This window comes from Actinomadura chokoriensis (assembly GCF_041463665.1).
Taxonomy (GTDB): domain Bacteria; phylum Actinomycetota; class Actinomycetes; order Streptosporangiales; family Streptosporangiaceae; genus Spirillospora; species Spirillospora chokoriensis_A.
Window position 1 is genome coordinate 126,499 of record NZ_JAXCEJ010000021.1, and the last position, 14,139, is coordinate 140,637.

Consider the following 14,139-nt stretch of genomic DNA (forward strand, 5'->3'; position numbering starts at 1 on the left):
CCGACGACCCACGTGACCAGCGACGACACGCCGAAGGCGCCCGCTCGCGCGGTCCGCGCCGACGTGCGCCGCAACCGGGCGCGGCTGCTCGCCGCGGCCCGCGAGATGTTCGAGCGCGACGGGGCGGACGCGTCCCTGGAGGGTGTCGCCCGGCTCGCCGGGGTCGGCATCGGGACGCTCTACCGCCACTTCCCGACCCGCCAGCACCTCCTGGAGGCGCTGCTCGCCGACGCCTACGCGGAACTGGCCGGGGCGGCGCGCGACCTCCTGGTCTCCCCCGCGCCCGGTGAGGCGCTGATGACGTGGCTGCGGGCGTTCGTGTCGCAGGTGACGGTGTTCCGCGGGCTGGCGGCCTCGGCCGTGGTTTCGCTGCGGGACGAGCGGACGGGGTCCGACTCCCGCCGGGCGATGTGCGAGGCGGGCGAGGCGCTGCTCGCCCGCGCGCAGCGGGCCGGGGACGCGCCCGAGGGGGCCGCGTTCACCGACGTCCTGTGGCTCACCGGCGCGATCGCGACGGCCGCCGAGCGGGAACCGGAGGCCGCCGGGCGGCTGCTGTCCCTCGCCGCCGCCGGGATGGCGCCGGGCAAGCGGTGACCCCGCCGGCCCGTCAGCCCTTCGCCGGGACGGGCAGGACGCGGCGCGGGCCGCGCGGCGCCTCGCCCCGCCTGCGCCACTCGCGCGGGTAGCCGACCGACACCTCGACGTGCGGGACGTCGCCGGTCCAGATCGTCCGCGGGATGTGCAGGTGCCCGTACACGACCGACACCGCGCCGAACCTGCCGTGCCAGTCGGCGGTGCGCTCCGTGCCGCACCACTGCGCGAACTCCGGGTACCACAGGACGCGGGTGGGCTCGCGGACGAGCGGCCAGTGGTTGACGAGCACGGTCCGCGTCCCCGGCGCGAGCGCCGCCAAGCGTTCCTCGGTGTAGGCGATGCGTGCGTCGCACCAGGCGTCCCGCGTCGGGTGCGGGTCCGGATGCAGGTAGACCTCGTCGGTGCACACGACGCCCGCCTCGTGCGCGACCTTCAGGGCCTCCTCCTTGGTGGACGTCCCGTCCGGCCGGAACGTGTAGTCGTAGAGGATGAACAGCGGCGCGATCGTCACCGGACCGTCCTGCCCGTCCCAGACGGGGTACGGGTCCTCCGGGGTGAGCACGCCCAGGCCGCGGCACATGTCGACGAGCCGCCGGTACCGGGCCTCACCGCGCAGCTGGACGGGATCGTCCTTGATCGTCCACAGCTCGTGGTTGCCGGGGACCCAGATCACGGTGGCGAAGCGGTCGCGGAGGGTGCGCAGCGTCCACTCGACGTCGGCGAACCGCTCGGCGACGTCGCCCGCGACGATCAGCCAGTCGTCCCCGGACGCGGGCCGCAGCCCCTCGGTGAACGCGCGGTTCTCGGCAAATCCCACATGCAGGTCGCTGATCGCGTAGACACCGGCCATGCAGAGATCGTAAGCCCGGGCCGGGTTCGGCCGTCCTCGGCGGGCGGGGCACGCCGGACGGCGCGTCCTCCCGGAGGTGCGCGTCCTCCCGGCGGTGCGCGTCCTCCCGGCGGTGCGCGTCCTCCCGGCGGTGCGCGTGCTCGTGCCGGAGCGTCCGCCGCGTTCGTGCCGTGGGCGCCGCACTGGGGCCTGCTCCTCCCCTGGATCGCGACGAGGTCCGCACTCCGGAATGGAGCGCGGGCCTCTTCGGCGTCCCGTCCTCGGCGCCTCAGTTGCTCCTGCCCCAGAGATAGACGCCGAGGCTCATCGCGAGGAGGCTCGCCCAGCCGGACACCGCCCTGAGGTTGTTCCAGGCGGTCCAGCGGCCGGAGTAGTCCGACCAGATCCTCGCCGCCTCGGCCGCGTCCTTCGGGATCGTCACGGCGTCCAGGTCGTTGTTCATCGGGATGTTCACGGCGAAGCTCGGCACCAGCGCGCCCACGAAGTACACGGCGGCCGCAACGAAGAACAGGACCGCCGCCTGCTTGTGGCCGAGCGTCAGCAGCAGCACGCCCGCCGCGGCCGCCAGCACCGGGACCAGCAGGAACACCGCGATGAACACCGGGTTCTGGATCTTCTGGTTGATGCCCTGCATCGCGTCGATCGCCGACTGCGGCTTCGCCGCGTCCAGGCCCGGCATCACGCCGGTCGAGAAGCCGAAGAACGTCCCGGCCATGCCGGCCGCCATGATGAGGGAGAGCGTCACCGAGACTCCCGCCAGCGCGTTTCTCATCGTCACTCCGTCTCGTTCCAGATGCCGCTGGCCGCGGCGTCGCGTGCGTATTCGGCGAAGTCGCGGGGCGCCCGGCCGAGCGCCCGCAGGACACCGTCGGCGGGCTTCGCGTTGCGGACTGGGAGGACGAGGCCACCTGGGCGCCCGTCCTGGCTTCCGTGTTCGTCATGCCCTTGAGTCAACAGCGGAGCGCTTCCAGCGACCATCGTTGAGAAGCTCGCCTCCATACGCGAGCGTCTAGGCTGGCCGTCGTGGACGCTCTCACCGACCTCCTCGACGGGCCGCGCGCCAGGGGAGCGTTCCTGCTCCGCTCCACCCTCACGCCGCCCTGGTCGATCCGCATCCAGGACGAGGCGCCGCTGACGCTGCTCTCCATGGTCAGGGACGAGGCGTGGCTGATTCCCGACGAGGGAGAAGCGCAGCGCGTCGGCCCCGGCGACATGGTCATCTTCCGCGGGCCCGACCCCTACACGGTCAGCGACGACCCGGCCACCGAGCCGCAGATCGTCATCCATCCCGGCCAGCGCTGCACCACCCCGGACGGGACGAGCCTGTCGGAGGCGATGGACCTCGGCGTCCGCGCCTGGGGCAACGACCCCTACGGGACGGCGGTCATGCTGATCGGCACCTACCAGATGCGCGGCGCCGTCACCCGGCGGCTGCTGTCCGCGCTGCCGCCGATCGCGATCGTCCGCGGCGACACCTGGAAGTCGCCGCTCGTCGAGGTGCTCGGCGAGGAGATCGGCAAGGACGAACCCGGCCAGGACGTCGTCCTCGACCGGCTCCTCGACCTGCTGCTCATCGCGACGCTGCGCGCCTGGTTCTCCCGGCGGGACGCCGAGGCGCCCGGTTGGTACCGCGCCCACGGCGACCCCGTGGCCGGGCCCGCGCTGCGGCTCCTGCACGACGACCTCTCGCACCCGTGGACCGTCGCGGATCTGGCCGCCAGGGTCGGAGCGTCCCGCGCGGCGCTCGCACAGCGGTTCGCGAAGCTGATCGGCGAGCCGCCCATGGCGTACCTGACCGGCATCCGGCTCGCGCAGGCCGCCGACCTGCTGCGCGAGAGCGACGCGACACTGGACGCCGTCGCCCGCCAGGTCGGCTACGGCACCGCGTTCGCGCTGAGCACCGCGTTCAAGCGGGAGCGCGGCGTCAGCCCGCAGGAGTACCGCGCCGGCCGAGGCTAGTGCTGCTTGCGCAGCGTGGGCTCCGCGCGGACGACCGAGTCGCCCGCCGCGTCCGGGATGAAGGGGATCACGAACGCGTACTCGGCCAGCACCGCCTCGGGGAGCTCCGCCGACTCGCCGAACGCGGCGATCTCCCCCCAGCAGGGCGAGCCCAGGGAGCCGCTGCGGTGCCGCACCGACAGCCCGGCGCACAGGTTCGCGAACCGGAGCCGCTCCGCGAGCGGCAGCCCGGCGAGCGTGCCGAACACGAACCCGGCGGCGAACACGTCGCCCGCGCCCGTCGGGTCGAGGGCCTCCACCGGGAGGGCGCCGACCTCGGCGCGCTCCCCCGCCCGCGAGTCGATCGCGATGGCGCCGTCCCCGCCGCGCTTCACCACGACCACGGGGACGCGCTCGGCGAGCGCCTCGGCCGCCTCCGCCGGGGAGCCGGTGCGGGTGTAGGCCATCGCCTCGGCGGCGTTCGGCAGGAAGACGTCCACGTGCGCGAGGCGTTCGAGGACTTCGGCGGGCCAGGCGCCGGTCTGGTCCCAGCCGAGGTCGCCGAACACCAGGGAGCCCCGCGCGCGCATCTCGGCCGCCCATGGCGGCAGCGGGCGGTCGACGTCCACGAAGCACGCCCGCGCGTCCGGCGGCGGCGCGCCGAGGTCGTCCAGCGGGGACGGGACGGGGCTCACGAACGTCACCATGCTGCGGTCGGAGTCGTAGGCCATCGAGACGGTGACGGGCGTCGACCAGCCCCGCACCCGCCGCGACAAGGCGAGGTCGACGCCCTCCTGCTCGGCGAGGGTGCGCCACAGGTAGGCGCCGAACATGTCGTCGCCGAACGGCGCCGCCAGCCCGACCCGCAGCCCGAGCCGGCTCATCGCGACCGCGATGTTGGCAACGCCGCCGGGCGCCGAGCCGAGCCCGTCGGTGACGATCTCGGTGCCGGGCGGCGGCAGCCCCGGCAGCCCGGTGAAGATCATGTCCATGAACACCTGGCCGGACAGGAACACGTCCAGCCCCAGGCCGTGCCCGCCGGCCCGCAGCCGCTCCCCCGCCGGCTCCCGCGCCGCGCAGGGGTCGGCGAGGGACGGCTCGGGCGCCCGGCCCGTCGCGGTCTGCTGTGTCACGAGGCCCCCCGTGGCGAGGCTTGGGCACGTCCCTGCGAACCCTAGCCCGCGCCTCCGACGTTCTGGTTCACCTCGGAACGTACATGCGTATGTCGTCCACCTGCGCACTTCCCTCGTAGAAGTTCATGTGCGACGAACGCCGGGACCAGCGGCAGCGCCGTCGCCAGGGCGCGGCGGGCGAGATTCCTCATGGCGCGACCGTAGATCGGGCCATCGGCCCGCGACCACGGCGAACATCGCCAAAGTGGTATTGACCACTCCTCATATTCGGACATACGGTGTGCAGCCTCAGGAACAACCACATAGGAGGTGAACGGTGTGACATTCGCCGGTGAGCGCCGGTCCGGGAGCACGAAACGGCAGGCGGTGCGCCGCGAGCTGCTCTCGATGCTGGACGGCCTGGACGTGGGGGACGTCCTGCCGTCCGAGCGCCGGCTCGCCGAGGAGCTCGGCGTCTCCCGGCCGACGCTGCGCCAGGCCGTCGACGGCCTGGTCGCCGAGGGACTGCTCGACCGGCGGCACGGCAGCGGCACCTACGTGGCCGAACCCCGGATCGCGGTGTCGCTGACGATGACGTCCTTCTCCGAGGACATGACAAGGCGCGGGATGAAGCCGGGCGGCCGGGTCCTGTCGTTCCGCACCGAGACCGCGGGGGCGCGGATCGGCAGGCGGCTCGCCCTTCCGCCCGAGGAAGAGGTATTTACCATTCGCCGGCTCCGGCTGGCCGACGAGGCGACCATGGCCATCGAGACCCTCTACCTGCCGCGGGCCCTGCTGCCCGGCCTGCGGCGGCACGACCTGGAGGAGCGGTCGTTCTACGACCTGCTGCGCGGCCGGGGAATCGTGATCGCCTCGGGCACCGAGACGATCGAGCCGACCGTCACCACCGCCGAGGAGGCCGCCGAACTCCGGGTGCCGGTGCACACGCCGGCGTTCCTGTTCGAGCGGATCACCAGGGACCCGGGCGGGCGGCCTCTGGAGTACGTCCGGTCCGTCTACCGCGGCGACCGGTACCGCCTGGAACTCGACCTGCGACCACCCCCCGGGAAGTGAGGCGACTTCACCATGGACGTCATCAAGGACACCCTCACCTTCCTGGCCGACAACGTCTTCGGCCAGGTCCCCATCCTCATCGGGCTGATCACCCTGATCGGGCTGATCCTGCAGCGCAAGCGGTTCGAGGACGTCCTCGCCGGCGCGCTGCGCGCCACGATCGGCGTCGTCATCCTGTTCATCGGCGTGGAGGTGTTCACCGGCGGCCTGACGAGCTTCCAGACCGTCCTCGCCAGCGCGATGGACACCACGCCGCCGACGGCCGGCAACACCCTCGCCGACTTCCTCACCGAGCAGGGCGGCACGGTCGCGCTCGTCATCACGGTCGCCTTCCTCGTGCACGTGCTGGTCGTCCGGCTGTTCCCGGCGGCCCGCTACCTGTACCTGACCGGGCATCTGATGTTCTGGATCAGCACGGTGACGGTCGCGTCGCTGGTGACGATCGCGCCGGGCGCCGACCAGCTCACGCTGGTGCTGTGCGGGGCCGGGTTCGTCGCCGCCTACTGGACGGTCCAGCCGCTGTGGATGCGCCCGCTGATGCGCCGCGTCATGCCGGACGACCGGTTCGGGTTCGCGCACACCAGCTCGCTCGCCTGCCTGGTCACGGGGTACGCGGCGCGCCCGCTCGGCAGCCGCGAGCGGCACGACACCGAAAAGCTGAGGCTGCCCCGCCATCTGTCGTTCTTCAAGGACGTCAACGTCAGCACGGCGCTCATCATCACCGTGATCATGCTGGTGGGGGTCGCGCTCGCCGACGACGGCGTGGTGACCAAGGCGGCGGCGGAGATGGACGACAAACTGTCCCCGTGGGTGTGGGCGGTCCTGGTCGGCCTCCGGTTCGCCGGCGGCATCGCGATCCTGCTGTTCGGCGTGCGGATGTTCCTCGGCGAGATCGTCCCGGCGTTCAAGGGGTTCAGCGACCGGGTCATCCCCGGCACCCGTCCCGCACTGGACGCGCCGACCGTGTTCCCCGTCGCGCCGACCGCCGTCATGGTCGGCTTCGTCGCCTCCACCGCGGTGTTCCTGGTCTGCCTGGGCGCGTTCGCCGCGGCCGGCTGGTTCACCCTCGCCCCGCCCATGATCATGCTGTTCTTCGTCGGCGGCGCCGCCGCGCTGTTCGGCAACGTGGTCGCGGGCTGGCGCGGCGCCGTCCTCGGCGGCGTGCTCACCGGCCTGATCCTCGCGGTCGGGCAGGCCGTCACCTGGGACCTGTACGAGAGGACCGCGCCCGAGCTCGCCACCCTCGCCGACCCCGACTGGTACGCGATCGCGTGGCTGCTGAAGGCCGTGGAGCCGGTCGCCGGCGGCGAGGCGATCTGGCTCGTCCCCGCCGTCGCGCTCGCCGCGATGGTCGCGACGCTGCTGCTCCTCGGCCGCGCCGACCGGCGCCGGGCGGCGGACGCCCCGCCCGACGACTCCGCGCCCGAGGGCACGGCTCCCGCGAAGGCCTGACCGACTCACGAGGAGGGGACCGAGATGGCACTGGACCGGCAACTGGAGATCCTCGCGGTCTGCGGCGTCGGCATGGGCTCCAGCCTGATGCTGAAGATGACCGCCGAGGACGCGCTGCGCTCGCTCGGCGTGGACGCGCGGGTGGAGAACACCGACCTGTCCACGGCGCGCGGGATGTCGCCCGACGTGGTGATCGGCCAGGGCATGCACACGGGTGAGATCGCCGACCTCGCGCCCGTCGTGATCACCATCAGCGACTTCCTCGACAAGGAGGGTCTCGAAGCGCAGCTCAGGGAGCGGCTGGCCGAGCAGGGCTGGTTTTCATGACGGTCGTCGCGGCGGCCGGCGGCGTCACCGCGGACGGCTGGCGGGAGGCCGTCCGCAAGGCGGCCGCCGTGCTGGTCGACGCGGGCGCGGCGGGCGAGGGCTATATCGACGCGTGCGTCCGGGTGGTCGAGGAGAACGGCCCCTACATCGTGCTGACCAAGGGCCTGGCGCTCGTCCACGCGCGCCCCGAGGAGGGCGGGCTGGCCGTCGGCGTCGGCGTGACCCGGCTGGCGGCGCCGGTCGAGTTCGGTCATCCTGACAACGACCCCGTCGACCTGCTCCTCGCCTTCTGCACGCCCGACCCCGACGCGCACGTCGGCGTCCTGTCCGGGCTGGCGCGCGCCCTGTCCGGCGGCCTGGCCGACCGGCTGCGCGCGGCGCCCGGAGAGGACGACATGGCCCGCACCCTGAAGGAGGCTCTGCCCGATGCCTGAAAGGGCGTCCTCGGGGGGACAGTCGCCAGACCCCCGCGGTGCGGGATCAGCCGATCCTCGCGCCGCCGGGTCGCCGCGGTCCCGCGACCCGGGGCCGGCCTTCCCCGGCCGGGTGCGGGCCTTGCTGGACGACCTGGACGCGGTCTCGGGCGAGGCGATCGACGCCGCCGCCGCGCTGGTCCTGGAGTCGGTCGAGGCCGGCGGGATCGTGCACGTCGCCGGGGCCGGGCACTCGCTGGCGATGGTGTTCGAGACGTTCTACCGGGCCGGCGGCCTCGCCGCCGTCCGCCCGATCTGGGACCCGGGGGTGTTCCCGCTCGACGACGCGGTGCGCAGCACCCGTGTCGAGCGGGAGGCGGGGATCGGGCGCGCCGTGGTCCGGGAGGCGGCGCCGGCCCCGCCCGACGTGGCGGTGGTGTTCTCCACCAGCGGCCGCAACCCGTACCCGGTCGAGGTCGCGGCGGAGTGCCGGGCGCGGGGGGTGCCGGTCATCGCGGTGACGTCGGCGCGGGCGTCGCGGGGCGCGGCGGCGCGGACGCGGACGCCCCTCGCCGGTCATGCCGAGATCGTGCTGGACACGCGCGTCCCGCCCGGCGACGTGCTGCATCCGGCGGTGGAGCCGCGCACCGCCGCGGTGTCCACGATCCTCGCCGCGTACGCGTGGTCGCGGGTGCTGGCCGCCCTGGACGACCTCGCGGCGGCGCGCGGCGCGGACCCGCCGCGGTGGACGAGCGCGAACGTCCCCGGCGGCGACGAGACGAACGCCGCGCTGCTCGCGCGCTACCGGCACCGCGTCCCCGAGCTGACCGGGGATGAATAGCCGCAAACCCGGGCTCTTCCTGCGGCGTTTCGCGATGGCCGGGCTCGCTCCCTATGACATGATGCGTGGCTACCATCGGAGAGAACGAGGAGCGAGATGACGACACGACCGACCGAGGACGACCTTCTCGCGCTGTTCACGCAGGCGGACCTCGGCGGCGACCAGAAGCTCGACCTGATGGAGTTCACGCTCGTCCTGGACGAGCTCGGGCTCGCCTGGACGCGCGCCGAGACGCAGGACAGGTTCGAGAGGGCGGACGGCAACCTCGACGGGTTCATCTCCTTCGAGGAGTTCCGCGCCATCATGGAGTCCCAGGGCTGGGCCGAGAGGCCGCTGCCGGGCGCCCGCGCCTGATCGCGGCCGTGACCGGGCCCGCCGGCGCGCCGGCGGGCCCTTCGCGCGCGGGTCAGACCCGCCGGCCGCGCAGCTCCCGGTACCGGCGGACGAGCGCGGCCGTGGACGGGTCGGGCGCCCGCGAGGGCGGCTCGGCGGAGGTGAGCGCGGGCGCGAGGTCCATCGCCATGACCTTGCCGAGTTCGACGCCCCACTGGTCGAAGGAGTCGATGCCCCAGATCGTCCCCTCGACGAACACGATGTGCTCGTAGAGCGCGACGAGCGATCCGAGGGTCTTCGGGGTGAGCTTCGGCACCAGGATCGTGCTGGTCGGCCGGTTGCCCGGCATGACCTTGTGCGGGACGACCGCGGCGGGCGCGCCCTCGGCGGCGATCTCCTCGGCGGTTCTGCCGAACGCGAGCGCCGACGCCTGCGCGAGCATGTTCGCGGTGAGCAGGTCGTGCATCCCGGCCGGCCCGTCGACGGCGGGCTCCTCGAACGGCTCGGCGAAGCCGATGAAATCGGCGGGGACGAGCCGGGTGCCCTGGTGCAGCAGCTGGTAGAAGGCGTGCTGGCCGTTCGTGCCGGGCTCGCCCCAGAAGATCTCGCCGGTCTGCGCGACGACGGGCGCCCCGTCGGCCCGCACCGACTTGCCGTTGGACTCCATCGTGAGCTGCTGGAGGTAGGCGGGGAAGCGGGACAGCCGCTGGCTGTAGGGGAGCACCGCCCGGGTCTGCGCGCCGAAGAAGTCGGTGTACCAGATGCCGAGCAGGCCCATCAGCACCGGCATGTTCGCCTCGAACGGCGCCCGGCGGAAGTGCTCGTCGATCTCCCGGAAGCCGGCGAGCATCTCGCGGAACGCCTCGCCGCCGATCGCGATCACCAGGGAGAGGCCGATGGCGCCGTCGAAGGAGTACCGCCCGCCGACCCAGTCCCAGAAGCCGAACATGTTCGCGGTGTCGATCCCGAAGGCGGCGACGCGCTCGGCGTTGGTCGACACGGCGACGAAGTGCCGGGAGACGGCCTTGTCGTCGCCGAGCCGCTCGACGAGCCACTGCCGCGCGGCCTTGGCGTTGGTGAGGGTCTCCAGCGTCCCGAACGTCTTGGAGCTGATGACGAACAGCGTCTTCTCGGGGTCGAGTCCGGCGAGCTTCCCGACGATGTCGGCGGGGTCGATGTTGGAGACGAACCGGCAGGAGATCCCGGCGTCGGCGAAGTCGTGGAGGGCCTCGTAGGCCATGGCGGGGCCGAGGTCGGAACCGCCGATGCCGATGTTGACGACGGTCGTGATGCGCTTGCCGGTGAAGCCGGTCCACTCCCCCGAGCGCACCCGTCCGGCGAAGTCGGCCATCTTGTCCAGGACGGCGTGCACGTCTCCCGCGACGTCCTGCCCGTCCACGGTGAGGGCCTCGCCGGGCGGGAGCCGCAGCGCCGTGTGCAGGACGGCGCGGTCCTCGCTGACGTTGATGTGCTCCCCGGTGAACATCGCCTCGATCCGGGCGCGCAGGCCGGCCCGCTCGGCGAGCGCCACGAGGAGCGTGAGCGTCTCGCCGGTGGCGCGGTGCTTGGAGTAGTCCAGGTGGAGGTCCCCCGCGGTCACCGTCATGCGGTCGACGCGTCCCGGATCGTCCGCGAACAGGTCGCGCAGGTGCCGGCCGGCGAGCGCGGCGTGGTGCTCGGCCAGCGCGGACCATTCCGGCGACTCGGTGATATCAGCCATTGCCTCTCTCATCTCCTCGCGGGGCGGGCGCCGAATCCCCCGGGCGCCGTCCCCACGGCGATCATAGGTCGACCGCGCGTGACCGTATCAGGGTCGCCGCGCGCTGCGCAGGCGACCGCCCCGGATGCGCGGGCCCGTCCCGCCGCCGAGTAGGGTCACCGCCACGGCGCGGGTTGCGGGAGGTGCACGGGGATGAGCGGCAGCGAGCCGGACGTCACGCGGATGTTCGACCTGGACCCGCTCGGCGAGGACTCCTTCCAGGCCACCTCGCCGCCCGTGGGACGGCCGAGGCTGTTCGGCGGGCAGGTCGCCGGGCAGAGCCTGCGCGCCGCCTGCCTCACCGCCGGCGGGCGCCCGCCGCATTCCCTGCACGCCTACTTCATCCGCCCGGGGTCGCCCGACGAACCGCTGACGTTCGACGTGGCCCGCACCCGCGACGGCCGCTCGTTCTCGACCAGGCACGTCACCGCGAGCCAGGGCGGCAAGCCGATCCTGGAGCTGATCGCCTCGTTCCACGACCCGGAGGACGGCTTCGACTGGCAGCCGGATCCGCCGTCCGGCGTGCCGGGGCCGGAGGGGCTGAGCGAGCCGGTCCTCCCGTCGTTCTTCAAGCATCCGGCGGGCTTCGACATCCGGGTGGTGAACCCGCCCGGCGGCGACGAGTTCCCGCTGGCGCACCCGTTCTGGATCAGGACGTCCGCGCCGGTCGGCGACGACCCCGCCCTGCACGCGTGCCTCGTCACCTACCTGTCGGACATGGCCGTGGTCAGCAGCGCCCGCGCGCCCGGCTCGCCGAGGCGCCTCGTCACCGCGGTCACGCTGGACCACGCGATGTGGTTCCACCGCCCGCAGCGCGTCGACGAGTGGCTGCTCTACTCGGTGGTCCCGGTCACCAACCACGGCGCTCGCGGCCTGGCCCGCGGAACGCTCCACTCCGCGGACGGCACGCTCCTCGTCTCGGTCGCCCAGGAGGCGCTCCTGCGTCCGGGGTGAGGTGTGCGCGATCCCGGCCTGACCGGCGTTTCCCGCGGGGGCTCCCGGGCACGTCCCGGTCAGATAGGCCGGACAATCAGGGAGTATCCCGACATGACGACGATCGCCATGACCAACCCCGCGACCGGGGAGGTCGAGCAGACCTTCGACTCGCTGACCGGCGAGGAGGTCGACCGGCGGATCGCGCGGGCCGCGCAGACGTTCGCCTCCTACCGGAACACGCCGCTGGAGCAGCGGGCGGAATGGATGAACGCCGCGGCGGACATCCTGGCCCGGGAGGCCGACCAGATCGGCGCCATGCTGACGGCGGAGATGGGCAAGACGCTGAAGTCCGCCGTGGCGGAGGCCCACAAGTGCGCGAAGGCGTGCCGGTTCTACGCCGAGCACGCGGCGGAGTTCCTGGCCGACCGGCGCCCCGCCGAGCCGGGGGACGTCGGGGCGTCCGACGCCTACGTCCGCTACCAGCCGCTCGGGCCGGTGCTGGCGGTCATGCCGTGGAACTTCCCGCTCTGGCAGGTGATCAGGTTCGCGGCTCCCGGCCTGATGGCGGGGAACGTGGGGCTGCTGAAGCACTCCTCGAACGTCCCGCGGACGGCGCTGTTCCTGGAGGAGCTGTTCCGCCGCGCCGGGTTCCCCGAGGGGGCGTTCCAGACGCTGCTGATCGGCTCGGCCGAGGTCGAGCGGGTGCTGCGCGACCCGCGGGTGAAGGCGGCGACGCTGACCGGCAGCGAACCCGCCGGGCGGTCGGTCGCGTCGATCGCCGGCGACGAGATCAAGCCGACGGTGTTGGAGCTCGGCGGCAGCGACCCGTTCGTGGTGATGCCGTCCGCCGACATCGAGGAGGCGGCGCGGACGGCGGCGGAGTCGCGGTGCCTCAACAACGGGCAGAGCTGCATCTCGGCGAAGCGCTTCATCGCCGACATCGGCTGCGCCGACGAGTTCGAGCGGCTCTTCGTCGCGAACATGCGCACGCAGAAGGTCGGCGACCCGATGGACGACTCGACCGACGTCGGCCCGCTCGTCAGCGAGGACGCGCGCGCCGGCGTCGAGGAACTGGTGGCGGACGCGGTGGCGAAGGGCGCGACGGTGCTGTGCGGCGGGGAGCGCCCGGACGGGCCGGGCTGGTTCTACCCGCCGACCGTGATCTCCGGGGTGACGCCGGAGATGCGCATGTACCACGAGGAGGTCTTCGGGCCGGTCGCGTCGCTGTTCCGGGTCCGCGGGGTGTCGGAGGCGGTGGAGGTCGCGAACGCGACGGGCTTCGGGCTGGGCTCGAACGCCTGGACGCGGGACGAGACCGAGCGGGAGCGGTTCGTCCGGGAGCTCGACGCCGGGCAGGTCTTCGTCAACGGCAAGACGACGTCGTACCCGGAGCTGCCGTTCGGCGGCGTGAAGCGGTCCGGCTACGGCCGCGAGCTGTCGGCGGACGGCCTGCTGGCGTTCTGCAACGCCAAGACGGTGTGGGTCGGCTGACCCTCTCGCCCCCCGTCACAGTTCCACGTGCCGGCCGACGCCGGCCTCGCGGGCGCGTTCGACGATGACCGAGGCCGCGGCCGTGTCCTGCACTCCGACGCCGACGCTGTTGTAGAAGACGATGTCGCCAGGGGCCCTCCGGCCGGCGGCCAGGCCGGCGACGATGGGCCCGAGGGGCCGCACCTCCTCCGGGCTCAGGTGCCCGGCGCGGACCGCGGCCACGACGGGACCGGCGTGCTCCAGCGCCGTGGGCACGTCGTCCACCACGACGGACGCGGCGCGGGTGAGGACCTCGTCGTCGACCTCCGTCCGGTCCGGGGCGAAGGATCCGACGCTGAGGACGGTGCAGCCGGGGGCGAGCCACGCGCCGAGCACGACCGGTTCGACGCTCGTGGTGGCGGTGACGACGATCTGCGCGCCCTCGACCGCCTCGCGGACGGACGCCGCCCGCTCGACCGGCGTCCCCAGCTCGTCCGACAGCTCGGCGGCGGCGGTGCAGGTGTCCGGGTGGCGGCAGGCCAGAGCCACCCGGCCGATGGGACGGACCGCCGCCATCGCCGGGACGTGCGCGCGGCCCTGGACGCCGCAGCCGACGACCGCGAGCCGGGACGAGTCCGGCGCCGCGAGATGGTCGGCGGCCACCGCGCTCGCCGCCGACGTGCGCAGCGTCGTGACGGCCTCGCCCTCGATGATCGCGATGGGCCGCCCGTCGGCCGGGTCCTGGACGGTCACGAGCGCGGCGACCGTCGGCAGCCCGCGCGCCGCGTTGCCGGGGTTGACGCTGCCGAACCTGGCGACGGCGCCGGTGCCGGGGAGCCGGGAGACGTAGCAGAAGGCGACGTCTCCCTCCGGGCCGTCCAGCAGCAGCCGCGGCGCGAGCCGCGCCTCCCTGCGGCCGAGCGCGCCGAACGCGGCCCGCTGCGAGGCGATCGCCGCCGGAAGGTCGAACACCGCGCGCACGTCGGACCCGGAGAGCAGCAGGACATCGGCCATGGGGCGATCTTCGCGAGCCCGCCGCC

The 14,139-nt window shown here is 73.4% G+C and carries 16 protein-coding genes; 10 read left to right on the forward strand and 6 right to left on the reverse strand.

The window, feature by feature from the left end; genetic code table 11:
- Positions 1 to 12 precede the first annotated feature (12 nt).
- Entirely contained in the window at positions 13 to 594 is a 582-nt protein-coding gene (locus tag SM418_RS28370; RefSeq protein WP_371944017.1) for a TetR/AcrR family transcriptional regulator, read from the forward strand.
- Between the two features lie 13 nt (positions 595 to 607).
- Here SM418_RS28370 and SM418_RS28375 read toward each other — a convergent pair whose 3' ends face one another.
- From SM418_RS28375 to SM418_RS28385, 3 genes are all read right to left on the reverse strand, one after another.
- On the reverse strand, positions 608 to 1,444 hold the full coding sequence (locus SM418_RS28375) for a metallophosphoesterase family protein (protein ID WP_371944016.1): 837 nt from the start codon (positions 1,442 to 1,444) through the stop codon (positions 608 to 610).
- Positions 1,445 to 1,712: 268 nt separating this feature from the next.
- Positions 1,713 to 2,216 (reverse strand): anthrone oxygenase family protein, encoded by a 504-nt coding sequence (locus SM418_RS28380; protein WP_371944015.1) that lies wholly within the window; start codon positions 2,214 to 2,216, stop codon positions 1,713 to 1,715.
- 2 nt (positions 2,217 to 2,218) lie between these two features.
- On the reverse strand, positions 2,219 to 2,422 hold the full coding sequence (locus SM418_RS28385) for a hypothetical protein (protein WP_371944014.1): 204 nt from the start codon (positions 2,420 to 2,422) through the stop codon (positions 2,219 to 2,221).
- 45 nt (positions 2,423 to 2,467) lie between these two features.
- Between SM418_RS28385 and SM418_RS28390 the strand changes: the two genes are divergently transcribed.
- Entirely contained in the window at positions 2,468 to 3,403 is a 936-nt protein-coding gene (locus tag SM418_RS28390) for an AraC family transcriptional regulator (protein ID WP_371944013.1), read from the forward strand.
- On the opposite strand, the gene SM418_RS28395 is transcribed toward SM418_RS28390, so the two are convergent.
- Positions 3,400 to 4,515, reverse strand: a complete 1,116-nt coding sequence (locus SM418_RS28395; RefSeq protein ID WP_371944012.1) for a carbohydrate kinase family protein — start codon at positions 4,513 to 4,515, stop codon at positions 3,400 to 3,402. The two genes, SM418_RS28390 and SM418_RS28395, sit on opposite strands and share 4 nt — an antisense overlap.
- A 318-nt stretch (positions 4,516 to 4,833) precedes the next feature.
- Here SM418_RS28395 and SM418_RS28400 point away from each other — a divergent pair, with 318 nt between their 5' ends.
- The 6 genes from SM418_RS28400 (at position 4,834) to SM418_RS28425 (ending at position 8,955) form a co-directional block, all read left to right on the forward strand.
- Positions 4,834 to 5,568 (forward strand): GntR family transcriptional regulator, encoded by a 735-nt coding sequence (locus tag SM418_RS28400; RefSeq protein WP_371944011.1) that lies wholly within the window; start codon positions 4,834 to 4,836, stop codon positions 5,566 to 5,568.
- Between the two features lie 12 nt (positions 5,569 to 5,580).
- Positions 5,581 to 7,020 (forward strand): PTS ascorbate transporter subunit IIC, encoded by a 1,440-nt coding sequence (gene ulaA, locus SM418_RS28405; RefSeq protein ID WP_371944010.1) that lies wholly within the window; start codon positions 5,581 to 5,583, stop codon positions 7,018 to 7,020.
- A 24-nt stretch (positions 7,021 to 7,044) separates the two neighbouring features.
- Positions 7,045 to 7,347: a PTS sugar transporter subunit IIB gene (locus tag SM418_RS28410; protein ID WP_371944009.1), complete on the forward strand. Its 303-nt coding sequence runs from the start codon at positions 7,045 to 7,047 to the stop codon at positions 7,345 to 7,347.
- Positions 7,344 to 7,781, forward strand: a complete 438-nt coding sequence (locus tag SM418_RS28415) for a PTS sugar transporter subunit IIA (RefSeq protein WP_371944008.1) — start codon at positions 7,344 to 7,346, stop codon at positions 7,779 to 7,781. Before SM418_RS28410 ends, SM418_RS28415 begins: the two co-directional genes overlap by 4 nt.
- 112 nt (positions 7,782 to 7,893) lie before the next feature.
- Entirely contained in the window at positions 7,894 to 8,601 is a 708-nt protein-coding gene (locus SM418_RS28420; protein ID WP_371966124.1) for a sugar isomerase domain-containing protein, read from the forward strand.
- A 96-nt stretch (positions 8,602 to 8,697) separates the two neighbouring features.
- Positions 8,698 to 8,955, forward strand: a complete 258-nt coding sequence (locus tag SM418_RS28425) for an EF-hand domain-containing protein (RefSeq protein ID WP_371944006.1) — start codon at positions 8,698 to 8,700, stop codon at positions 8,953 to 8,955.
- A gap of 52 nt (positions 8,956 to 9,007) precedes the next feature.
- Here the strand turns inward: SM418_RS28425 and pgi are convergent, their stop codons facing one another.
- Positions 9,008 to 10,654 (reverse strand): glucose-6-phosphate isomerase, encoded by a 1,647-nt coding sequence (gene pgi, locus SM418_RS28430; protein WP_371944005.1) that lies wholly within the window; start codon positions 10,652 to 10,654, stop codon positions 9,008 to 9,010.
- 192 nt (positions 10,655 to 10,846) lie between these two features.
- Between pgi and SM418_RS28435 the strand changes: the two genes are divergently transcribed.
- Both SM418_RS28435 and SM418_RS28440 read left to right on the forward strand, forming a co-directional pair.
- Entirely contained in the window at positions 10,847 to 11,647 is an 801-nt protein-coding gene (locus SM418_RS28435; RefSeq protein ID WP_371944004.1) for an acyl-CoA thioesterase, read from the forward strand.
- Positions 11,648 to 11,740: 93 nt separating this feature from the next.
- Complete coding sequence (locus SM418_RS28440) at positions 11,741 to 13,120, forward strand: NADP-dependent succinic semialdehyde dehydrogenase (protein ID WP_371944003.1); 1,380 nt, start codon at positions 11,741 to 11,743, stop codon at positions 13,118 to 13,120.
- A 15-nt stretch (positions 13,121 to 13,135) separates the two neighbouring features.
- Here SM418_RS28440 and SM418_RS28445 read toward each other — a convergent pair whose 3' ends face one another.
- Positions 13,136 to 14,113, reverse strand: a complete 978-nt coding sequence (locus tag SM418_RS28445) for an ornithine cyclodeaminase family protein (RefSeq protein WP_371944002.1) — start codon at positions 14,111 to 14,113, stop codon at positions 13,136 to 13,138.
- Positions 14,114 to 14,139: the final 26 nt, after the last annotated feature.